The organism is Halomonas sp. 7T, from assembly GCF_025643255.1.
Taxonomy (GTDB): Bacteria; Pseudomonadota; Gammaproteobacteria; order Pseudomonadales; family Halomonadaceae; genus Vreelandella.
Genome location: NZ_CP087112.1, coordinates 457374 through 478381 on the forward strand (window position 1 = coordinate 457374; position 21008 = coordinate 478381).

Genomic DNA, 21008 nt, shown 5'->3' on the forward strand with positions numbered 1-21008 from the left:
ACATATAAAAAATGAAATGCCGCCTTATGCGGGCTGTTAAACCGAATAAAGGCGGCGGGTATAGACGGCTAAGGAAAGAGTTACTGAGCGGCGTTGCGAGCTTTATGAATGCGCAGGGCGAGTAGCAGTAATTCCAGAGTGGCGATCAAAATTAAGCTATATCCAAGGAGTTCAACGACTTCTTCAGCAACGCTTTTGAAGGTTCCCGAATAACTCTCTTCAAGCACTGCGCGCCAAAAGTCTTGCCGACCATAGAGGCGTGAGAATATATAGGTCGTCAGCACGCCGGCAGTGAACAAGCCAAAGGCAAATGTATTGCTATAGTGAGCGAACTCTTCCAGAAAGCGACGACGATGAATAATGACCCAAGCCAAAGAGGGAACGATAATGAGAGCAACCAATATCTTCCACATGTGCCGAGCCACGTAGGTATCAAGAAAGTGATCCTGTTCACGCACCAGCGAAGCAGCGACAAAAGCCAACAGTAGCAGCGTGACAGTGGGCCACACCTTAAGGATATGGCGGATATAAATCAGCATTGCGCAGCACGTAGCCAGCACTAGTGTTTGGGTGAACTCAGTAAAACCTAGCTCTGAAAATCGCACGTTGGGAAGGTAAAGCGCTTCAAGATAAGCACCTTGGGCAATGGCGCCAATAAATAAAACGTATAGCACTGCACGCACGAGGATAGTTTGAAATCCTATCGGCCAAGCAGGGGGAGAAGGCATACCAACATCCTTTGTATGTAGGCTGAGTCATTATCTGCATGTGATACATGCATAGGTGAATGTTCATTATATCGTCACACTTATATGTTCGCACGTCGATATTGCGCTTATTAACGCGACATCTAGTCGTCGGCGCTACAACATGTTACCCAGGTAGGTATAAACAACGTGGTGAGGCGTTAAAGACATGGCAATTAGTGTATTTGATCTTTTCAGAATTGGGATTGGGCCCTCTAGCTCTCATACGGTTGGGCCAATGCGCGCCGCTAGTGCGTTCGCGGGGTCATTAAAAAAGCAGCCGCTAAGCCGTCTGGTGGTTCGGCTGCATGGCTCTCTAGCATCGACAGGTATTGGGCACGGCACCGACCGAGCGGTTGTTATGGGGCTGATGGGCGAAGCGCCGGAGACTATTGACCCTGATACCATCGAGTCACGCTTGAAGGCGCTTGACCAAGGTGCTCCGTTATCACTGCCGGGCGGTCAGGCGCTAACGTTTGATCGCCAGCGTGATATTGAGTGGGACGAGAGCTGCCTACCCTTTCACCCCAATGCAATGGTGCTGACCGCCTATCAAGGGGCGCACGTGGTGGCTGAAAATACGTATTACTCCTTAGGCGGCGGCTTCTACATTGATCAGGCAAGTGCCGATCAAGGCGGTATTGAGGAGGATGCAACAAGACTGCCTTACCCGTTTGAAACCGGCAATGAACTGCTTGAGCTATGCCAGACTCATGAGCTGCGAATCAGCCAGCTGATGCTGGAAAACGAGAAAGTGTGGCGTAGTGAAGAGGAAATTCGTCAACAGCTACTAACAATTTGGCAGGCCATGAGCGACAGTATTGATAATGGCCTAAAAGCATCGGGCTACCTGCCGGGCGGGCTTAACGTCAGGCGGCGCGCCAACTCATTGCATCAACAGCTGCTCTCACCACCCGCTAACCAGCGGCTAATTGTGTCTAGTTTTACGGTGATGGATTGGGTCAATCTTTTTGCCCTTGCAGTAAACGAGGAGAATGCTGCCGGAAGGCGTATGGTGACTGCGCCTACGAACGGCGCGGCGGGCATTGTGCCGGCGGTATTGGCTTATTACCGTAAGTTTGAGCCTGACGCCTGCGATGCGGACGTCGTGGACTTTTTATTGGCGGCAGGGGCGATCGGTATTTTGTGCAAGAAAAATGCCTCGATATCCGGCGCTGAAGTTGGCTGCCAAGGAGAAGTGGGCTCTGCCTGTGCCATGGCGGCGGCAGGGTTAGCAGAGGTATTAGGAGGCTCAGCAAAGCAGGTGGAAAACGCGGCCGAAATTGGCCTTGAACATAATCTGGGCCTGACCTGCGACCCAGTGGCGGGGTTAGTACAGGTGCCCTGTATTGAGCGTAATGCGATTGCCTCCGTAAAGGCCATTAACGCAGCGCGTATGGCGCTTCACGGCGACGGCGACCATTTTGTCTCGCTGGATAAGGTCATACGCACCATGCGCGATACCGGTCGCGATATGCAGGATAAATATAAAGAGACCTCCAAGGGGGGCTTGGCTGTCAATGCCATTGAGTGTTAAGTCAGCGAGTTAGATGGCAGCGTGGCCGTAATATTGTCGACCAAATAATCAACCAACTGGCGGATTTTGGGTGATAGATGGCGGTGGCGAGGGTAAACCGCCCACACGGCGGTATCGTTGTGTTGAAAGGGCTCCAGTACCGAGATCAGCTCGCCACTGGCCAGGTAGGGGGCCACATAATAGTCCGGTAGCTGGGCTAGCCCCAGCCCTTTGCGCGCGGCATCCAGCAGTGCGGGGCCGGAATTTCCGCTCCAGCAGCCTTCCACCCGCACCTCGCGGCGCTGGCCATGAACCTCAAAAAGCCAGCTGGGACGCGAGCCAATCAAGCAGCGGTGTTGGCTCAATTCTGAAAGGGTATGCGGCCTAGGCGCCTGGCGAAAATAGGCACGCGACCCCACGATATACTCCCGCCGTTCGCAGAGCCTGCGCGCAATTAAACTAGAGTCCTTGAGTACACCCATGCGTATAGCAATATCGTAGCCTTCCTCGATTAGCTCCACAGGGCGATTAGTAAAATGCATGTGTACATCTAGCTGAGGGTGCAAGCGTTGGAAATCATTGACCAGTGGCGCAATGTAGCGCTCGCCAAACGTGGTGGCAGAGGTCAGTTTCAATAGCCCTCGTGGGTTGGCCTGTAACTCGCTAATAGCTTGTTCGGCATCCCGCAAGCCGTCAAATAAGTGGCGGCAGTGCTCGACGTAAATAGCGCCTGCATCGGTTAAGCGAATTTGTCGGGTGGTGCGATATAAAAGCTGCACGCCCAACTGATTTTCAAGTTGGCTAACGAGTCGACTGATATGCGAGGTGGAGACTTTTAAATGCCGAGCGGCAGCTGAAAATGTGCCTAGTCTCACCACCTCTACAAAGGCTTCGATGCGGTCCCAGCGCTGCATGGACGCTCCTGATAAACGGTTATTGTTGCTCAGTGACAATAATCTTATGAGTGTATCCCGCTTTATCCGAGTCGACTAGCTGACCTACACTGCAACTCACCAAGGTTGATACCCAAATTAAATATCCGACATTGATTGATACTGTTTAGGAGATAGCACAATGAAATCACGTGCCGCCGTTGCATTAGAAGCAGGCAAGCCGCTTGAACTGGTTGAAATTGATGTGGAAGGCCCGAAGGCGGGTGAAGTGCTTGTCAAGATGGCTGCTACCAGCGTTTGCCACACGGATGCTTACACGCTTTCTGGCGCTGACCCTGAGGGAAATTTCCCTGCGGTACTCGGTCATGAAGGGGCGGGCGTTGTTCAAGAAGTGGGCGAAGGCGTCACGAGTGTCAAACCGGGTGATCATGTCATCCCGCTTTACACCGCCGAGTGCGGCAAGTGCAAATTCTGTTTGTCGGGTAAAACCAACCTGTGCGGCAGCGTTCGTGCGACCCAAGGGAAGGGCGTTATGCCTGACGGCACGTCGCGTTTCTCCCTTGACGGTAAAATGCTCCATCACTATATGGGCACCTCCACGTTCAGTGAGTACACCGTGTTGCCGGAAGTCTCGCTGGCGGTGGTCTCCAAAGAAGCGCCCATGGATAAAATTTGCCTATTGGGCTGCGGTGTCACGACAGGTATTGGGGCCGTGCTCAACACTGCCAAAGTAGAGCCGGGATCGACCATTGCCGTGTTTGGCCTGGGCGCCATTGGCTTGGCGGTGATTCAGGGAGCGGTAATGGCCAAGGCGTCGAAGATTATTGCTATCGATGTTAATCCTGATAAATTTGAACTAGCTAAGCAGTTTGGGGCCACCGATTTTGTGAACCCGAAAGAGTACAGCGATCCTATTCAGCAGGTGATTGTCGACATGACCGACGGCGGCGTCGACTACTCGTTCGAGTGTATCGGTAACGTCAACGTAATGCGTTCTGCGCTTGAGTGTTGTCATAAAGGTTGGGGCGAATCGATCATCATCGGCGTGGCCGGTGCCGGAGAGGAAATCTCAACGCGTCCTTTCCAACTGGTCACTGGGCGCGTGTGGAAAGGCTCAGCGTTTGGCGGCGTAAAAGGTCGCAGTGAACTGCCGGGCTACGTGGACCGTTATATGAGCGGCGAGCTCAATATAGACGACTTTATTACCCACGATATGCCGTTTGAGAAGATTAACGAGGCGTTTGAGCTGCTCCATGCGGGCAAGAGCATTCGTACCGTGCTGCATTACTGAGTATTATCTATTAAAGCGTACCGGGTAAACGAACGCGGTAGGGTAACCTGCCGCGTTTTCATCTTTAAAGGAGCCTGCCCATGAGCATGAGCGAAACGTTAGAACTGGTGTCGGCTAACCGCAGCTTTGGTGGTTGGCATAAGCGCTATCGCCACTACTCCCGCGCGCTGGACTGCGACATGGTCTTTGCGGTGTACTTACCGCCACAGGCCGAAAACGAGCGGGTACCGCTACTTTGGTGGTTGTCGGGCTTGACCTGTAACGACGAAAACTTTATGCAAAAGGCGGGTGCTCACCGTCTTGCCGCAGAGTTGGGCGTGGCAATTGTGTGCCCTGATACCAGCCCGCGGGGTACCGACTTGCCAGGTGAGCACGATAGCTACGATCTCGGCTCAGGGGCAGGCTTTTACGTTAATGCTACCCAGGCGCCATGGAAGTCCAACTACCGCATGTATGACTATGTAGTCGAAGAGTTGCCTTCGGTCGTGCGCCAGCACTTCCCGGTGAACGGACGCGAATCGATCAGCGGCCACTCAATGGGGGGGCACGGGGCGTTGATTCTTGCGCTGCGCCACCCTGGCAGATTCCGCTCGGTTTCGGCGTTTGCTCCTGTCGTTAATCCCATGAACTGTCCCTGGGGGCAAAAAGCATTCGCCAGCTATCTGGGCGATGATACGTCCCGCTGGCGCCAATATGATGCTTGCGAACTGGTGGCTAACGGTGCTTCCCGACAGCGGCTGTTTATCGACCAAGGCGAAGCAGATCAATTCTTAGAAGAGCAGCTAATGCCTGAGCGTTTAGAGGCCGTTTGCGAAGAGCATGATCACCCGCTTACGATGCGTCGCCAGCCTGGTTACGATCATAGCTACTTCTTTATCGCCTCGTTCATTGAGGATCATTTGCGTTATCATGCGGAACACCTCATGAAGCGCTAAGGATACCGAAATGCTCAATTGCGCGCTGCGCCGTTTTCTTCGCCTGCTATGGCGTCTTGTTTGGCGTACCGCGTTGGCGTTTGTCGTGCTTTCTGTGGGATTCGTGCTGCTATTTCGCTTTGTGCCTCCCCCGGGTTCCATGGTGATGGTGGAGCGTAAAATTCAAAGCTGGGTAAACAGTGAGCCGATCACTATCAACCGCCAATGGCGCAGTTGGGATGATCTGTCCAGTAATGCCAAACTTGCGGTGATTGCAGCTGAGGATCAGCGTTTCCCCCTTCATCGCGGTTTTGACGTTGTTGAACTGCGCCGTGCTTGGCAAGCGAGCCGTGACGGTTCACGATTACGCGGGGCCAGTACGCTCAGCCAGCAGACCGCGAAAAATGTTTTTTTATGGAGCGGCCGCAGCTGGGTACGCAAAGGTCTTGAGGCATGGTTTACGCTGCTGATTGAAATGCTGTGGAGTAAGCAGCGCATTCTTGAGGTGTATTTAAACGTCGCCGAATGGGACACCGGAGTGTTTGGTTTGGAAGCGGCAGCTGGCCACTACTTTGGTGCTTCTGGCAGTGCCTTGACCGAGCGTCAAGCAAGTCTTTTGGCGGCGATCCTTCCCAGCCCACGTACGCGCAGCGCCTCTCGGCCGGATGCTCAGGTAGAGCGCCGCAGCCAGTGGATACGTCAGCAAATGCGCAACCTTGGCGGCACGCGTTATCTGGAGCAGCTTTAATCGTATTTTTCGTCGGCGACTTTCGGCAACTTCTCCACCTGAGGACGAGCAAAGTAATAGCCCTGCTGAACCGGAATGCCTAATGCCAGCAAGCAGCGCGACTCTTCACGTGTTTCGATACCTTCGGCCACCAAATGTATGCCCAATGCGTCTGCGAGAGCGACCAAGCTTTTCAGGATAGCCTGCCGCCGCTTGCTAGCGTTGCAACCCATGACCAGTTCGCGGTCGATTTTTAGCGTGTTCGGGCGGAGATCCGTCAATAAGTCAAGGTTGGCGTAGCCGTTGCCAAAGTCATCCAGCGAGGTGCTAAAACCCATTCGGTGATAGCTCTCGATGATTGAGCGCATGTGCTCACGATCAACCACTCGCTCAGTTTCAGTGATTTCAAAGTTAAGGCGCTCGGTTGGCCAGCCTACCCGTTGTGACGCCTCAAGCGTTGCCTGAATACAGGCCTCCGGCTCATAGACCGCGTTAGGTAAAAAATTAATCGATAGCCGCTCCTGCATGCCGAGTGCGCTGGCAAGCTCTATTGCTTTTACTCGGCACTCCTGGTCAAAGCGATACATCAATTCATCGGTGACTTGCTCAAGAATCGAGAAGGCTGACTCCCCGTTGAGGCCTCGCACCAATGCTTCGTAATAAACGATGCGGCGTTTTTCAACATCCACAATGGGTTGAAATGCCATGGTGAAGGCAAAAGGAACCTTAGTGTCACAACGGTTGCAGACTCCGTTCACTCTGGCGCAGTGAGGTTGTGCTGTCATGGTTGTCCAAACCTTAGAAGTTTCATTGCTGTTATTAATTACTTATTTTGTGGCTGGCCGTACTGTCAAAATCACTCCCGCAATAGTGACCGCCATACCTATCAGTCCGAGCAGTGGCAAACGTTCATCAAATAGCCACCACGCCTGTAGGGCGGTAACCGGTGGCACTAGATAAAAAAGACTCGCTACTCGCGAAGCTTCCCCCTTTTTTATCAAGGCCATTAACAGCAGGATAGCGGCAATTGAGAGAATCAGCACCAGCCAACCAAGCGTAAGAATAAATGTTGTACCCCACTGCACGTCTCGGCTTTCAAATAGCAACGCTCCGATGCCCAACAGCGTGCCAGCCGCCATGTACTGAACCACCGCTCCTGACAGTAGCGGCATGCTGGTGCAGTAGCGCTTTTGATAAAGCGTGCCCAGGGAGATGCCTAACAACGCGGCAATAACGCTAAAAAGGGCGCCAAGGCCGAACCCATCAAACAGCGAACTGCCCAGCTCCAGTTTACTTCCCAGTACCAAGCTAATCCCGAGAAGCCCAAGTAACAGGCCCATCCACTGGCGGATACTTAAGCGTTCACCCAGCAGCGGCCCAGCACAGGCGGCGGTTAGTAGCGGCTGTAAACCCACTAAAAGCGCTGCAAGACCGGCGGGCATGCCCAGATAAATGCCATAAAACACCCCGCCCAGGTACGTACCATGCACCAGTAAACCAGAAACCCCGATATGCGCCCATAACCTAGGTGAAGTGGGCCAAGAAATACCCATGAAATGAATAAGAGGAATCAGTACCAGCAGGGTCAAGACAAAGCGGATAAAGAGAAACGTGAAAGGTTCCGCGTAGGGCAGGCCAAATTTTGCGCCAATAAAGCCGGTACTCCAAAGTAAAACAAACACGATGGGCATGGCCGCCAGGCCAAGGGAGGATACGTTTATACGATTGATGTTTTTTAAAGAATTGAACATAAGGTCTCGATTAGCCCCCTGGTGATTGTTTGATTACTTTTTGTTACTTAAAATCACTCTAAAATTTGAACTTGAGCCTGAACAACGCGTCACAGGGCCACATTCATAAAGCGCCAATGAGGTTTCTTATTATGCAACGCATGACTGCTCTGTTTTCTGCTGCTCTTCTTGCTACCGGCCTTCTTGCAGGTACTGCACATGCCCAGCAGACCCAAGATCCAGCACAAGACCCGATGGCGGCACAGCAAGCGCCAGCTCAGGACTTCTCTGATCAGCAGTTACAGCAGTTTGCCGATGCTGCCCAAGAAATTGCCGTGATCTCGCAAGAGTACACGCAGCGTCTGCAGGAAGCAGAGGGTGAAGCTGCACAGCAGGAAGTTCGTGCCGAGGCCAACGATCGTATGATTGATATTGTTGAAGATAGCGGTTTAGATGTGGACACCTTCAATGCCATTGGTCAGTCTATTCAGCAAGACCCAGAAATGATGCAGCGTGTTCAAGAGATGGCTGGTCAATCCTAAGGAGCAATCCTAAGGACAGTAGCTGCTTAAAAAGCTTTGTCCTAAAAGCTCGGTACTAAAATATTAGTACTAACGTAACGACAGACACGTAAAGATAGTGACAGATTTTCCTTAACCAGCGAAGTATCTGCCCACTAAATCTTTACTGTCACCAAAGCCCGGCACATAAGTGCCGGGCTTTTTTTGGCTGTCAGGGTTTACGCTGCCCCCTAACCCCGCCAAACTTCAAGTAGAAATAGGCGATTGATATAGCCAAGGTGAATTTTGAAAGGTGCCCGGATAGGGAGAGGAGGTTGCATGGAGGTAGAACTGTTAGAGATACGTCAGCATATGGGACAGTTCCCACCCTTTGACGGCCTATCCGATGAGCTACTGGATGCCATTGCCACGGAAGTTGAAGTTCGCTACTTCAAAACGGGCAGCGAGATTCTGACGCTTGATCAAACGCTTGATGAGCTCTGTTATATCCGCAGCGGCGCGGTGGAGGTCTATCGCCGCCAGGGAGAGCTGTATAATCGCTTAGGCGAAGGGGACATATTTGGCCACTTTAGCTTACTGCGAAACCATAAAGTACGGTTGCCCGCTACCGCCATAGAAGACACCCTGATTTATTTTATTTCCGGCACCGTTTTTAAACGCCTCTGCGAGGAGGATGACAACTTTGCCGATTTTGTAGAACTGGAGCGCCCACGTTTAGAGACAGCGGCAGAGCAGCAAAAAAAATCTAACGACATGATGGTCTCGCGTATCCGCAAACTGGTAAGCCGCTATCCAGTGATGGTGCCGTCAACGACAAGCGTCCAAGAAGCTGCCAAACAAATTGGCGCTGCCCAAGCGTCTGCCGTTCTGGTCATTGATGAAGGCAGCAGTCATCCCCGCTATAGCTTTCAAGATAGCGAAGGCAAAACTTGGCAGATGTGCGGCATCCTCACGGATAGTGACTTCCGTACTCGCGTTGTTGCAGAAGGTCTGTCGCCGCAAACGCCGATTGGTGAGGTGGTGTCTGAGCGGCTGATAACCGTTCAGTCAGATGCATCCATCTATGAAGCCATGTTAACGATGCTACGCAACAATGTGCACCATTTACCGGTGCTCTACCGTCAGCGCCCCGTCGGGGTGGTGCATCTCTCTGACATCATTCGCTATGAAACCCATAGCGGGCTCTACCTGGTAAGTAATATCTTCAATCAATCCAGCGCTCAGGGGCTAGCTAAGCTATTACCCGATGTGCGTGCCGCCTTTGTGCGTATGGTGCAAGAGGGTGCCAATTCGCAAATGGTGGGCAGCGCCTTATCAACCATTGGACGTAGCTTTACCCGGCGGCTGCTAGAGTTGGCGGAAGAGTCACTAGGCCCGCCCCCCGTGCCTTACTGCTTTATGGTCAATGGTTCCATGGCTCGGAACGAGCAGAGTATCGTTACCGATCAAGACAACGCGCTTATTTTGTCCGATGACTTTAATCCAGAAGAACATGACGCCTATTTTCACGCGCTGGCCGCATTTGTAAGCGATGGCTTAGATGCCTGTGGTTATACGTACTGTAAAGGCGACGTGATGGCCACTAACCGCCAATGGCGTCAACCGCTGCGGGTATGGAAAGGCTACTTTAAAGACTGGATGGCAAACCCAACCCCCGAAAAGTTGCTGCACAGTTCTATCTTTTTTGATTTAGACAGTATCTACGGAGAGGATCACTTCGTAGAAGCGCTGCAGGACTTAATCGCCGAGACGGCTCCACAAACGCCGCTGTTTTTGGCTGCTATGGCGCGCAACGCCCTCAATCGCACACCGCCGCTAGGCTTCTTCCGCACGTTCGTGATGGAAAAGGATGGTAAGCACAATAACTCGATTAATTTGAAGCGCCGCGGTACCGCCCCGATGGTCGACCTTATTCGTGTGCATGCGTTAGCCTGTGGTTCAAAAGCGCAAAACTCGTTTCAACGGTTGGATAATATTAGCAAGACGCAGCTATTAGCCACGGGGGTCAGTGATAAGCTCAGCTATGCGCTTGAGTTTTTGTGTATGTCACGAATCCGACATCAGGTGATTGATCTTGAGGAAGATCGCATGCCAGACAATAATATCGAGCCTGAAAATGTCGAGGACAGTGAGCGGCATACACTGAAAGACGCCTTTCAAGTGCTAAGTAATGCGCAGAAGTTTTTGAAGTTTCGTTACCCAATGCCTGCACAGCGGCAGGGCCGTTAAGATGTATGAAATTCGACCTCGCCAAAAACTCGTGCAAGCCGATTGGATCAGCTACATGGCTGAGCGCGCCCGACGATCTCATGACGGTGCGTTAAAGCGGTTTTTTGAAACGCCTCTTCCTGATCCCAGCACGCCTATTTCAGACGTGCCCATGGTGGCGCTGGATATGGAAACAACCGGGCTTGACGAGCGGCGCCACGGCATTATCAGCATCGGGGCGGTGCCATTTACGTTAAACCGCATCAAGCTAGCACAGCGCCGCTACTGGGTGATTAAGCCGCCGAGGCCCCTAGATGAAGCGTCTATCGCGTATCACCATATTACGCATTCAGAGATCGCCTATGCGCCTGATTTAGATGCGGTGCTCGATGAACTATTAGCAACGCTGGCAGGCCGGCTGGTGGTTGTACACTTTCGCAATATTGAGCGGCCGTTTTTAGATGCAGCGGTAAAAGATAGGCGCGGGGAGGGGGTTATGTTTCCGATGATTGATACCATGTCCCTTGAAGCACGCTTGCACCGTCAAACGCTATGGGCGCGTTTTCGCCGCTGGTTAGGCCAGCCGCCCGTCTCTATTCGTTTAAACGCTAGCCGCGCCCGTTATGGTCTGCCTGGTTATCAGGGCCATCATGCTCTGTTAGATGCGCTGGCGACCGCAGAGCTATTTCAGGCACAGATTGCTCACCGTTATGACCCGGATACGCCACTGAAAGCGCTGTGGTGTTAATACTGCGATGAACGGCAAACGCAAAACGGGCAGCCATTGGCTGCCCGTTTGGGTTTCACCTACGCTAATGATCGGCGGTTATACGGCTTTAGGTTCCGTCATTAACCCTTTGATAATGGCATAGCACGCCACTAACAAAATAATCGTGAACGGAAAGCCTGTTGAAACCGCCATTGTTTGAAGCGCGGTCAAACCACCGCCAAGCAGCAGTGCAATGGCGATAGCGCCTTCGATGATTGCCCAAAATACCCGCTGAGGTTTGGGTGCATCGACCTTACCGCCTGCGGTAATAGAGTCGATCACCAGTGAGCCGGAATCCGAAGAGGTCACAAAGAAAATAATCACCAACAGAATGGCAACAAACGAGGTGATTTGTGACAGCGGAAGTTGCTCAAGCATGATAAACAGCTGGAGATCCACGCCCGCATCGCGAACAGCTTCAATCCCTTGGCTAACGTACTGGTCAATGGCGGTGCCGCCAAAGGTGGTCATCCACAATACCGAGACCACGGAAGGCACCAGCAATACCGAAATCAAGAATTCACGAACGGTACGGCCACGGGACACGCGCGCAATAAACATACCCACGTACGGAGACCAGGAGATCCACCATGCCCAATAGAAGGCTGTCCAGCCCTGGCTAAAGTTAGCATCTTCGCGACCAAATGGATTAGAGAGCGCTGGCAGGTGTATTGCATAGTTGAGCAGATTTTCAAAGAAACCCGTCGCAATCAGAAGCGTTGGGCCAACGGCAATCACGAAGAAGAGCAGCAGTGCCGCCATTGCAATGTTGATTTTCGATAGCAGCTGAACACCCTTATCGACACCCGCCATAATGGAACCGATGGCAATAATCGTGATGCCGATGATGAGTAAAATCATCGTGATGTCGGTTTCTGGTGCTCCAAACAGGTAGCTTAAGCCAGCAGCTGCCTGGGTGGCGCCTAGTCCTAACGAAGTTGCCAAACCAAAGAGCGTGGCAAATACCGCAAGAATATCAATCACATGTCCAGGCCAGCCCCATACGCGCTCACCCAAAATTGGGTAGAACACTGAACGCATGGAGAGAGGAAGCCCCTTGTTAAACGAAAACAGTGCTAATGAAAGGGCAACAACCGCGTAAATAGCCCACGGGTGTAAACCCCAGTGGAAGATGGTGGCCGCCATGCCTAACGCAGCCGCGCCTGCAGTATCGCCTTCAGCACCGGCTAATGGCGCCCAGCTGCCGCCATCCAGTGAGGTGCCAAAATGGGTCAATGGCTCGTTAACGCCAAAAAACATCAGGCCAATGCCCATGCCCGCAGCAAACAGCATTGAAAACCAGCCGACATAGGTGAAGTCGGGCTTAGCGTCAGCACCACCGATACGAATTTTACCCAGGGGCGAGATAATCAGACCCAGGCAAAGAATGACAAACACATTGGCAGCCAGGATAAAAAACCAAGCCAGGTTGCCCGTTAAAAAGCCAAAGACAGCATTGTAAATCGGTGCAATGGTGTCTTGTAAGGCGAGCGTTAATATTACAAACAGCAGCACCAGAATTGACGAGATAGTGAAAACCTTGCCGTGTAGGTCAAGGTTAACGCCCATGGTGCTGGTGGTTATATTGTCTTGACCAATAACGTAATCGGTATCGATCAAGTTTGCCGCGCCCTCGGGGGCAGGAATGCCTTCCGAGACCGGCTCTTCAGGTGGTCGATTTTGCGGCGTTTTATCCACAAATTTGCTCCCATCATTATGTAAAGTACGTGCTGTTAAGCGCGAGTTGTCAACGCATTGCTTCTACAGCGCAAGAGCGCGTTTACTGGGTCACTCGAATCAGGAAAACGGAGGCGTCTGTGTGGGTGGCTACTTTACCGCCATGGGAGGGCATAATAATGTCCAGGTGGCGGGGTAGATGGGTGGCCATCATTACCAAGTCAGCCCCTGTTTCCTCGACGGCCTCGACAAGCTGCTTATCTACATTAGCAACGGGATCCGTCGAGCTGTAAACCTTAATACTTACCGGTTGACCGTGCACTTTGTGTCGCTCGTGGGCAAAAGCTTCAAGTTTTTGCTGGTACTCTTGGGGTGTGCGGGCAACGCTTGTAGGTGTATTAGCGGTAACGCTAACGTAGGTGATATGAGCATCATATTGCTTCGCAAGGTCTGCCACTACGCTTAAGGCAGGCTCCAGTAGCTCTAAATGAGCAAGGTCGACTGGTACCATAATGTTCTTAAACACAGTACGCTCCTCATATGGCTCTATTTAGCATGGGTTTACCTTACTAATTAAAGCTATATCGTTGGTTGAAAACAGTTGCTTGCAGCATATGCAACAAATGAGCTGAAGCAAAGTGCAGCTTCAGCCCATTGATCATTCTACTAATAAACTTTATTTAGCCAGGAAGATATTAGTTGCTCAACCATTGTGCGACGACATCTTGGTTATCTTCTACCCACTGTTGGGCGTTTTCATAAGGATCGCTGCCGTCTTCCTGGTTCATCAGCATGACCTCACCCATTTGCTCTGGCGTCCATTCGAAAGCATCCAGAATGGCATAGGCCTCAGGCATATCGTCTTTTAAGCCTTTACGCACCACGGTATGAATTTGCTCGGCACCGCCGTAGACGTTCTCTGGATCTTCAAGGTACTTAAGGTCAAAGCGAGCAAACATCCAGTGCGGTGTCCAGGCGGTAACCACAATGTCTTCTTCATTGTTGATAGCGCTGGAAAGCGCTGCGGTCATGGTTGCACCGCTGCCACTACGCAGGTTCAGCCCGAGGTCATAGGTATCCACGACCTCTTCGGTGATCGACATCAAGCCTGCACCGGGGTCAATACCGATGATCTCGCCGTTAAAGCTGTCGGCGTTATCGTTCAAGTCAGCAATCGAGTCGACATCTGTGTAGGCGGGCACTACTAAGCCAAGTTTAGTGCCATCAAGGTTCATACCCAGATCTTCAACATTGCCACCCAGGCGTTCCATATAGTCTGCGTGGGTAGTGGGTAGCCAAGCGGCCACAATAGCGTCGGCATCGCCTGAGGAGAGCGCCTGGAACATGGCTGCTGCGGAAAGCGACGTTAGTTCAACGTCAAAGCCCGCCTGTTCAAGCGTTGCAGCAATGACATTGGTAGAGGCAACTTCAGAAGACCACTCCACATAGGCAAGATTGACGGTGCCCTTATCTTGCGCCTGGGCGAGGCTTCCAGCGACAACGCCGGTGCCGGCAACAAGCGCTAATGAGGCGAGACGAATACGCTGATTCAGTGTGCGATTTTTCATACACTTACTCCTTCTTATTTAACGTAAAGGTAATTTTGCCCGATGGTTTTGGCCATCGGGCTCTTTCAACCCTTTGGTGCTTGCATTATGTCGATATCAGGCTACTAGCTTTCACGGCGCGTTTTGCGCAGTGATTGGGTTAAGCGATCCAGCAGCATGGCCAGTATTACGACCGCAATGCCGGCCTCAAAACCATCGCCCGGGCGCAAGCGCTGAATAGCGCGCCATACTTCGCTGCCTAAGCCGTCAGCACCGATCATGGCGGCGATCACCACCATAGAAAGCGCCAGCATGATGGTTTGGTTAATGCCGGCCATCACCGTTGGTAATGAGAGCGGTAACTGAACCTTAAACAGCTTTTGACCACGAGTGGCGCCGTACGCATCCGCCGCTTCGATAAGTTCTACCGGCACTTGGCGAATACCCAGCGTGGTAAAGCGAATCGCGGGCGGCATTGAAAATATAACCGTAGCAAAGATGGCCGATACCGAGCCAATACCAAAAAATGGAATCGCTGGAATTAAGTAGACAAAGGCCGGCATGGTCTGCATGAAATCCAGTATCGGCATGATTAATCGGTAAAGCCGATTAGATAGCGCCGCGGCAATGCCTACCGGCAAGGCGATGATAACGGCCACCAGCGTCGCGAAGACAACCAGTGTGAGCGTCTCTATCATCGGGTTCCAGAGGCCCAGGTTCCAAATCAAGGCGAGCCCGGCCACGGCGCCAATAGCTAAGCGGACGCCCGCTAGCTTCCAGCAGAGTAGGGCAATTAAGCCAAGTAGTGCCCACTCAGGTAACCACATCAAGCTATCGTTTAATACGTCAATCCCGGTTTGTGTGAAGCGTGATATTCCTCGGGTTACGGATGAATACTCGCTGGTTAGCCAAGACAGGCCGCTCTCAATCCAATCACCAAGGGGAATGCTGGGAATATCCATTACTGCTCTCCTGCTCGTGCTAATTCATCCAAAACCGCGCCTTTTACCACCACGCCAAGCAGTCGCTGCTGCTCATCAACCACGGAGATCGGGAAGCTTTTATCGCTAAACATGGCGAATAGATTTTGCAGCGGTTCTTCAGGAGGCACTTTACGGAAGTCTTGAGTTAGGTAGTCAGTAATCGTTTCAGACTTAGCATCGATAGCCTTACTTGCGGCCTCGGCTTCTAACAAACCTATTAGGCGGCGATCTCGATCGGTGACATAAATGGAGTCAATGCTATGGTCGCGCATACGGTGCAGTGCCGTACGAGGGCCGTCGCTGTCGCGGGCAGTGGTACGCACGGGCCGCATAGCGCTTTCAGCGGTCAGAATGCGTGAACGATCGACCCCTTCAATGAAGCGACGTACGTAGTCATCGGCAGGCTTGGTCAGAATCTCTTCAGGGGTGCCGATTTGCACCACTTCACCGTCTTTGAGTAGCACGATGCGGTCGCCAATGTTGAGCGCTTCATCCAAATCGTGGGTAATAAAGACGGTAGTTTTCTGCATTTTTGACTGCAGCTGAATAAGTTCTTGCTGCATGTCCTTACGTATCAGCGGGTCAAGGGCTGAGAAGGCTTCATCCATCAATAGTACGCTGGAGTCATTCGCCAATGCCCGTGCAAGACCAACACGCTGTTGCATACCGCCAGATAGCTGGTTGGGATACGCATCTTCCCAACCATCAAGCCCGACTTGCGTTAGCGCATTTTGAGCAATCTTTTGACGTTCTACTTTTTCTACACCACGAATTTCAAGGCCAAACTCGGCGTTCTGCTTCACCGTTCGGTGTGGAAAAAGAGCAAAGTTTTGGAACACCATTGAAAAGTGGCGGCGGCGACATTCCAGTAGCGCTTTTTCACCGAGCGTCGGAATGTTTTCGCCGTCGATGATGATTTCGCCTTCAGTGGTTTCGATTAGGCGATTTAGGCAACGGATAAGGGTGGATTTACCCGAGCCTGACAGCCCCATGATTACCAATAACTCCCCTTCGTAGACGTCAAAGGAGATATTAGATAAGCCAAGGGTTTGGCCAGTTTTCTCAAGAATTTCAGGGCGTTTTAAACCTTGATCGCGAAGCTCAAGGGCTTTTTTGGGCTGTTTGCCAAATACCTTGCTTAAGCCGCGCACTTGAATTTTGACAGGGCGTGTTTCTTCCATTAACGATGCCTTTTATGGATATGAATCGCCTGACAGCGAACCTTCTAAAAAGTAACGGCAGGCGTTGGTTTATAAGTAGAGATTAATGTTGAATGCATAAATGTATTAACAATTATTATACATAAGTGCGGGTGGTGTGTCACAAAGGCCCGGCAGGCAGGGCGTTAAACGCTACATGTGCCAAAATTAACCCACCGATTTCTTCACATAAAGGTCAAAACGGCCTGTGTGTGGTTTATTAAAATTATGATTTTAAAAGTTTTTTATTTTTTTTAAGTCTTTTGGCATGCTGCGTGAAAGGTAGTGGCTAGTGTAAAGGGTATTTAAATGTCAATTGTTTAACGTTAAATGCAAAAAGCTGCATGACCGTGTTGAGAGTGGTGTGGAAACAGCCACTCACCTAGCGAGATAAACAGTCAGCAAAATTGCCCACCCTGCATTAGCGATGTAAACCAGTTTTAACGGAGGCTAGTTTTATGGATAAGCAAGCAAAACCTGCTATCAAGCGCCCGCGCGTATTAACGCTATGCATGTTGGCAGCTACCGTAAGCACACTAGCGCTTGCAGGCTGTGGTAATAACGATGATGAGCTACCACCAGCGCAACAGCCAGAGCCAATGGAGCAGGATGCGACGACCCAGCAAGAGCAGGCTCCTGCCCTGGGTGAAGAACCTGCCATGGCAGATGACCCAGGTATGCAAGACCCGGCAATGGATGATTCTGCGTTAGATGAAAACGCAGCGGCCTCACAAGAGCCTATGCAAAATGAAACAGCGGGCATGGGCACCACTGATCCTGAGGAAGAGCCAGGTTTTGGTGAAGGCGCAGAGCCTATGCCCGGTGCCGACGAAGACGATGATGAGACCATGCAAGGCCAGTAACCGTTTATCACTCCCTACGATGATAAACCGACCCAGCTGTCTGTTCCCTGCGGCTGCTCCACACGGTTTATCATCCTTTTCCCTCGCGCCCGCGGGGGTTTTTTTGTTGCTAGCATAATCACGTGCACAAACCGTGAGTGCATCGATACAGGGTAAGTTTGGTAAAAGGCTCTATCAGCCACTATGTGAAAAAGTAGTTAGCCCCCAACAAAGGAAGGAGCATGACATGATGTCACGATTAGGCCACGTACGTGGATTAGCGCTACTGTTTAGCGCGTTGCTAATGGCGGGAGTGTTGGCAGGTTGCGGTGATACAGCAGAAGCCCCTCCCACGACAGATTCGGAGGATTTGATCTCTGATGATCCCCAAGAGCCCATGGATACAGGGCCAATGTCTAACGATGGAGAGACGCCCGGAGAAGCGCCTGGTGGTGTGACAGAGTAAACAAGCCACTGCCGGTCGCTCAACGACGACCGGCATACTGCTATTACGATAGCGCCACTACTCTTCGCTATCTTCCAAGCGGCGGTAAAGCGTGCGGCGAGCAATGCCCAACACTTCGGCTGTGCGCCGTTTATTGCCCCCTGTCGCTTCTAGCACCTTACGGATATAACGTTTCTCCACCTCTTCCAGGCTAGGCCAGCGTGCGGGAGCCGGTGCTGGCACGTGGTTGCCGGGTAACACTTCTCCACTTACCGTCGGTGCCATTTCACTCACGCTTTCCTGACTGGTTTGTTCGCGTAGCCGTTCAGGCAGATCCTGATGCTGCATCACGCCTTCTTCGCTTAACGTGACAGCACGCATAATGGCATTTTCAAGCTCGCGTACATTTCCGGGGTAGGGGTAGTTGAGCAAGCTATTAAGCGCTTCTGGCTCAATCTGCTCAATGTGCTTTTCCTGGGCCTCAGCAAGCTTGTCGATGAGCGCAAAAATAAGGTGTTCGATGTCACTTCCACGCTCGCGTAGCGGCGGGATCCGCAACGAAAAGGTTTCCAAGCGGTAGAACAAGTCGCTACGAAAATTCTCCTGTTCAATTTCTTTGTCTAGGTTACGGTGAGTGGCGGCAATAATACGCACATCAACGGCTTCTTCACGTTCGCCCCCTACCGGGCGCACGGTTTTTTCCTGTAAGGCACGCAGTAGCTTAGCTTGCAGATTAATGGGCATTTCACCAATTTCATCTAAAAACAGGCTGCCGCCTTGGGCACTTTGGAAAAGCCCTTTGCGTGCTTCATTCGCGCCGGTAAACGCACCTTTAACATGACCAAAAAACTCACTCTCCATCAGGTCTGCAGGAATGCTGGCGCAGTTAACCGGCACAAACGGCGCATCGTGGCGTGGACTTTCTTGATGAATTGCGCGAGCAAGTAGCTCTTTACCGGTACCGCTCTCGCCTAAAATAAGAATAGGAGCGTCGCTTTTGGCAAGCCGCGAGGCGTCATGAAACAGCGCCTGCATAATATTGCTTTTCCCGACAATGCCATGGAAATGGCTAAGCTTGGCCTCTTCATGGGAAGTCGATAAACGCTGGCGCTCCAGTACACGAAATACGGCCTCGCGAATGGCGTCTAAATCGAGTGGTTTGGTAAGAAAATCATCTGCACCCAGCTTAAGTGCTTCTACCGCCTGATCAATCGTGCCAAACGCCGTAATCACAATAATGCCGAGTTCGCTGCCGCTGTTACGCAGCTGTTGAAGGAGCTGAATGCCAGTCATTCCAGGAAGACGTACATCCGTAATCATCATCGCCACAGGTGTGTGGCTAAGAAGTGCCAGGGCGTCTTCTGCACTGGGAACGCCTAGCGTTTCGTAGCCCGCGTCGTTGAGCTCTTCTTCTAATAACTCACGTATAGCGGCGTCATCCTCCACCACCAACAAAGGTAAAAGGTGTTCCTGATGGGTCACAAACGTTGTCCTCAAGCGGATGCGGTTTCACTAAGGGGTAGCGTAATCTCAAAGCCAGCGCCACCAAGGCTGCTGTTAAATACGCCAATCGTCCCGCCGTGGTCGTTAATAATGCGATGCACCATTGATAGTCCTAACCCGCTACCTTGCCCCACGGGCTTCGTGGTAAAGAAGGGGTCAAATACTTTGTGGTGATCTGCTGTTGGGATGCCCGGTCCGTTGTCCTCGACCCAAAGCGTTAACTCTTCACTATGCTGCTCTGCACGTACTTGAATAAGGCTTACACCAGGCGCTTGGGCAGCATTGCGCAATAAATTGGTTAACACCTGCACAATTTGCTGACCATTGACCAACAAATGGGGGGACGATGCAGGCAGATCAACGTCTAGACGAATATTTCTCGGCTCAAGCTCCTCTTCGACTAGCTCGCTGGCGCTTAGAATAAGCTGATCGAGGGCTTGGTTATCTTTCTCTACGTTATGTTGCCGGCCTAACTCCATCAGTTGACGCACAATCTCGACAATTCGCTCTACCTCACCGCGTATACGGCCAAGTTTTGCCCGCTCATCATCGCCAATCACTTCTCGCCGAGCTAAACGCTGGGCTTGGCCGTTAATGACGGTGAGCGGTGCGCCGATTTCATGGGCAACCCCGGCGGCAAGTACGCCTAATTCGGCAAGCTTTTTAGATTTGCGCAGGCGTTTTTCTAGCTCGATCTCACGCCGCTGGCGAGCATCTATATCGCGGTCTTTTTCTGCCATGGCGTCTAGCATGCCGTTAAGCCCAGAGGCTAAACGGCGGTACTCAATCGGCCCGTCAACGGTGGCACGCTGGCTGCGATCGCCGCCTTCTACTAATAGCATGACGCGGAGCAGCCGGTTAAGTGGCCGTTCGATATAGTGGCGAAACCCCCACCAAATACTGAATACAATACCTGCCGCGCCAATCACAAACACCAGCACCGCGACAACACTGATAAAGCCCGTGTAATTTTCGATGCCGGTATTGAGACGGTTTACCTGCAGCACGCCTTGCACGGTGCCATCCTGAGCGCGCAGCGGTGTTAGCGCAGCGTAGTATGTCCATCCTTCTTGCTGGCGATAACTGCTGTAAAGGTCATCACTCTCGATAACCTGGCGAATCTCTTCTGGGGTAAACAGGTTTTTACCCAAACCCAGCCCGTAGACCTCTCGCCCTTGTGTATCAAATACGTAGGCACCGTAGATGCGATGAAAAGCGAAGGCAGACTGCAGTGCCTCTTCTAGCGGCGTCCCACTATCTCGCGCTACGGCATAGCTTAACGAGGAGCTTAGCGCCCGGGTGATAATGTCGACTTCCGTTTGTAGCTTAGAGCGCACGTTATCTTCCAGTGACTTAATAGCCACGAGGCTAAACACCACCAACACGACAAACAGCGGAACAATCACCGTTAAGATAATTAAGTTACGTAGTCGCATTATGCATCCGCGTTCGGGTGGGTGACCATAACATAGAGCTTAAAATAGGGCTTAAAGATAG

Annotated in this window: 20 protein-coding genes; 9 read left to right on the forward strand and 11 right to left on the reverse strand. The window is 51.9% G+C overall.

Translation table 11 applies throughout. The features are described from left to right. Positions 1–80 precede the first annotated feature (80 nt). Positions 81–728 carry a hypothetical protein gene (locus LOS15_RS02155; RefSeq protein WP_263067800.1) on the reverse strand — a complete coding sequence of 216 codons (648 nt, stop codon included), beginning with the start codon at positions 726–728 and terminating at the stop codon, positions 81–83. Between the two features lie 187 nt (positions 729–915). Here LOS15_RS02155 and LOS15_RS02160 point away from each other — a divergent pair, with 187 nt between their 5' ends. After that, positions 916–2283 carry an L-serine ammonia-lyase gene (locus tag LOS15_RS02160; protein WP_263067802.1) on the forward strand — a complete coding sequence of 456 codons (1368 nt, stop codon included), beginning with the start codon at positions 916–918 and terminating at the stop codon, positions 2281–2283. Here LOS15_RS02160 and LOS15_RS02165 read toward each other — a convergent pair. After that, on the reverse strand, positions 2280–3176 hold the full coding sequence (locus tag LOS15_RS02165; protein WP_263067804.1) for a LysR family transcriptional regulator: 897 nt from the start codon (positions 3174–3176) through the stop codon (positions 2280–2282). The genes LOS15_RS02160 and LOS15_RS02165 overlap by 4 nt on opposite strands. 160 nt (positions 3177–3336) lie before the next feature. On the opposite strand from LOS15_RS02165, the gene LOS15_RS02170 reads away from it, so the two are divergent. The 3 genes from LOS15_RS02170 to mtgA all read left to right on the forward strand — a co-directional run bounded on the left by LOS15_RS02170 (position 3337) and on the right by mtgA (position 6108). Further along, entirely contained in the window at positions 3337–4446 is a 1110-nt protein-coding gene (locus tag LOS15_RS02170) for an S-(hydroxymethyl)glutathione dehydrogenase/class III alcohol dehydrogenase (protein ID WP_263067806.1), read from the forward strand. Positions 4447–4526: 80 nt separating this feature from the next. Then, on the forward strand, positions 4527–5381 hold the full coding sequence (fghA, locus tag LOS15_RS02175; protein WP_263067808.1) for an S-formylglutathione hydrolase: 855 nt from the start codon (positions 4527–4529) through the stop codon (positions 5379–5381). A gap of 10 nt (positions 5382–5391) precedes the next feature. Next, positions 5392–6108, forward strand: coding sequence for a monofunctional biosynthetic peptidoglycan transglycosylase (gene mtgA / locus LOS15_RS02180; RefSeq protein ID WP_263067809.1), 717 nt, complete (start codon positions 5392–5394; stop codon positions 6106–6108). Here mtgA and LOS15_RS02185 read toward each other — a convergent pair. Beyond that, positions 6105–6794, reverse strand: a complete 690-nt coding sequence (locus tag LOS15_RS02185) for an EAL domain-containing protein (RefSeq protein WP_263067810.1) — start codon at positions 6792–6794, stop codon at positions 6105–6107. The two genes, mtgA and LOS15_RS02185, sit on opposite strands and share 4 nt — an antisense overlap. A 120-nt stretch (positions 6795–6914) precedes the next feature. Further along, positions 6915–7838, reverse strand: coding sequence for a DMT family transporter (locus tag LOS15_RS02190; RefSeq protein WP_263067811.1), 924 nt, complete (start codon positions 7836–7838; stop codon positions 6915–6917). A 131-nt stretch (positions 7839–7969) separates the two neighbouring features. Between LOS15_RS02190 and LOS15_RS02195 the strand changes: the two genes are divergently transcribed. The 3 genes from LOS15_RS02195 to LOS15_RS02205 all read left to right on the forward strand — a co-directional run bounded on the left by LOS15_RS02195 (position 7970) and on the right by LOS15_RS02205 (position 11294). Then, complete coding sequence (locus tag LOS15_RS02195; RefSeq protein WP_263067812.1) at positions 7970–8359, forward strand: DUF4168 domain-containing protein; 390 nt, start codon at positions 7970–7972, stop codon at positions 8357–8359. A gap of 297 nt (positions 8360–8656) precedes the next feature. After that, the gene (locus LOS15_RS02200; RefSeq protein WP_263067814.1) at positions 8657–10567 is read left to right on the forward strand and encodes a DUF294 nucleotidyltransferase-like domain-containing protein; all 1911 of its coding nucleotides are present in this window, start codon (positions 8657–8659) and stop codon (positions 10565–10567) included. 1 nt (position 10568) lies between these two features. Next, entirely contained in the window at positions 10569–11294 is a 726-nt protein-coding gene (locus LOS15_RS02205) for a 3'-5' exonuclease (RefSeq protein ID WP_263067815.1), read from the forward strand. Positions 11295–11372: 78 nt separating this feature from the next. Here LOS15_RS02205 and LOS15_RS02210 read toward each other — a convergent pair whose 3' ends face one another. From LOS15_RS02210 to LOS15_RS02230, 5 genes are all read right to left on the reverse strand, one after another. Next, positions 11373–13013, reverse strand: coding sequence for a BCCT family transporter (locus LOS15_RS02210; protein ID WP_263067816.1), 1641 nt, complete (start codon positions 13011–13013; stop codon positions 11373–11375). A gap of 82 nt (positions 13014–13095) precedes the next feature. After that, positions 13096–13518, reverse strand: coding sequence for a universal stress protein (locus LOS15_RS02215; RefSeq protein WP_263067817.1), 423 nt, complete (start codon positions 13516–13518; stop codon positions 13096–13098). Positions 13519–13687: 169 nt separating this feature from the next. Further along, positions 13688–14560 carry a glycine betaine ABC transporter substrate-binding protein gene (locus LOS15_RS02220; RefSeq protein WP_263067819.1) on the reverse strand — a complete coding sequence of 291 codons (873 nt, stop codon included), beginning with the start codon at positions 14558–14560 and terminating at the stop codon, positions 13688–13690. Positions 14561–14664: 104 nt separating this feature from the next. Continuing rightward, positions 14665–15501: an ABC transporter permease gene (locus LOS15_RS02225; protein ID WP_263067821.1), complete on the reverse strand. Its 837-nt coding sequence runs from the start codon at positions 15499–15501 to the stop codon at positions 14665–14667. Next, complete coding sequence (locus tag LOS15_RS02230; protein WP_263067822.1) at positions 15501–16703, reverse strand: glycine betaine/L-proline ABC transporter ATP-binding protein; 1203 nt, start codon at positions 16701–16703, stop codon at positions 15501–15503. Before LOS15_RS02230 ends, LOS15_RS02225 begins: the two co-directional genes overlap by 1 nt. Before the next feature lie 476 nt (positions 16704–17179). Between LOS15_RS02230 and LOS15_RS02235 the strand changes: the two genes are divergently transcribed. Both LOS15_RS02235 and LOS15_RS02240 read left to right on the forward strand, forming a co-directional pair. Next, entirely contained in the window at positions 17180–17584 is a 405-nt protein-coding gene (locus tag LOS15_RS02235) for a hypothetical protein (RefSeq protein ID WP_263067823.1), read from the forward strand. 226 nt (positions 17585–17810) lie between these two features. Continuing rightward, a complete protein-coding gene (locus LOS15_RS02240) occupies positions 17811–18029 on the forward strand; it encodes a YgdI/YgdR family lipoprotein (RefSeq protein ID WP_263067825.1) in 219 nt (72 codons plus the stop codon). Between the two features lie 57 nt (positions 18030–18086). On the opposite strand, the gene LOS15_RS02245 is transcribed toward LOS15_RS02240, so the two are convergent. Then, entirely contained in the window at positions 18087–19490 is a 1404-nt protein-coding gene (locus LOS15_RS02245; RefSeq protein ID WP_263067826.1) for a sigma-54-dependent transcriptional regulator, read from the reverse strand. A gap of 11 nt (positions 19491–19501) precedes the next feature. Then, positions 19502–20947: an ATP-binding protein gene (locus tag LOS15_RS02250; protein WP_263067827.1), complete on the reverse strand. Its 1446-nt coding sequence runs from the start codon at positions 20945–20947 to the stop codon at positions 19502–19504. Positions 20948–21008 lie beyond the last annotated feature (61 nt).

What these genes read in the sequence shown, in the direction of transcription:
- LOS15_RS02200 (WP_263067814.1), top strand. Translation starts at nt 8,657, where the DNA reads ATGGAGGTAGAACTGTTAGAGATACGTCAGCATATGGGACAGTTCCCA.
- LOS15_RS02190 (WP_263067811.1), bottom strand. Translation starts at nt 7,838, where the DNA reads ATGTTCAATTCTTTAAAAAACATCAATCGTATAAACGTATCCTCCCTT.
- LOS15_RS02250 (WP_263067827.1), bottom strand. Translation starts at nt 20,947, where the DNA reads ATGCGACTACGTAACTTAATTATCTTAACGGTGATTGTTCCGCTGTTT.
- LOS15_RS02205 (WP_263067815.1), top strand. Translation starts at nt 10,569, where the DNA reads ATGTATGAAATTCGACCTCGCCAAAAACTCGTGCAAGCCGATTGGATC.
- LOS15_RS02160 (WP_263067802.1), top strand. Translation starts at nt 916, where the DNA reads ATGGCAATTAGTGTATTTGATCTTTTCAGAATTGGGATTGGGCCCTCT.
- LOS15_RS02240 (WP_263067825.1), top strand. Translation starts at nt 17,811, where the DNA reads ATGATGTCACGATTAGGCCACGTACGTGGATTAGCGCTACTGTTTAGC.
- LOS15_RS02220 (WP_263067819.1), bottom strand. Translation starts at nt 14,560, where the DNA reads ATGAAAAATCGCACACTGAATCAGCGTATTCGTCTCGCCTCATTAGCG.
- LOS15_RS02155 (WP_263067800.1), bottom strand. Translation starts at nt 728, where the DNA reads ATGCCTTCTCCCCCTGCTTGGCCGATAGGATTTCAAACTATCCTCGTG.
- fghA (WP_263067808.1), top strand. Translation starts at nt 4,527, where the DNA reads ATGAGCATGAGCGAAACGTTAGAACTGGTGTCGGCTAACCGCAGCTTT.
- LOS15_RS02165 (WP_263067804.1), bottom strand. Translation starts at nt 3,176, where the DNA reads ATGCAGCGCTGGGACCGCATCGAAGCCTTTGTAGAGGTGGTGAGACTA.
- LOS15_RS02195 (WP_263067812.1), top strand. Translation starts at nt 7,970, where the DNA reads ATGCAACGCATGACTGCTCTGTTTTCTGCTGCTCTTCTTGCTACCGGC.
- LOS15_RS02170 (WP_263067806.1), top strand. Translation starts at nt 3,337, where the DNA reads ATGAAATCACGTGCCGCCGTTGCATTAGAAGCAGGCAAGCCGCTTGAA.
- LOS15_RS02230 (WP_263067822.1), bottom strand. Translation starts at nt 16,703, where the DNA reads ATGGAAGAAACACGCCCTGTCAAAATTCAAGTGCGCGGCTTAAGCAAG.
- mtgA (WP_263067809.1), top strand. Translation starts at nt 5,392, where the DNA reads ATGCTCAATTGCGCGCTGCGCCGTTTTCTTCGCCTGCTATGGCGTCTT.
- LOS15_RS02225 (WP_263067821.1), bottom strand. Translation starts at nt 15,501, where the DNA reads ATGGATATTCCCAGCATTCCCCTTGGTGATTGGATTGAGAGCGGCCTG.
- LOS15_RS02235 (WP_263067823.1), top strand. Translation starts at nt 17,180, where the DNA reads ATGGATAAGCAAGCAAAACCTGCTATCAAGCGCCCGCGCGTATTAACG.
- LOS15_RS02185 (WP_263067810.1), bottom strand. Translation starts at nt 6,794, where the DNA reads ATGGCATTTCAACCCATTGTGGATGTTGAAAAACGCCGCATCGTTTAT.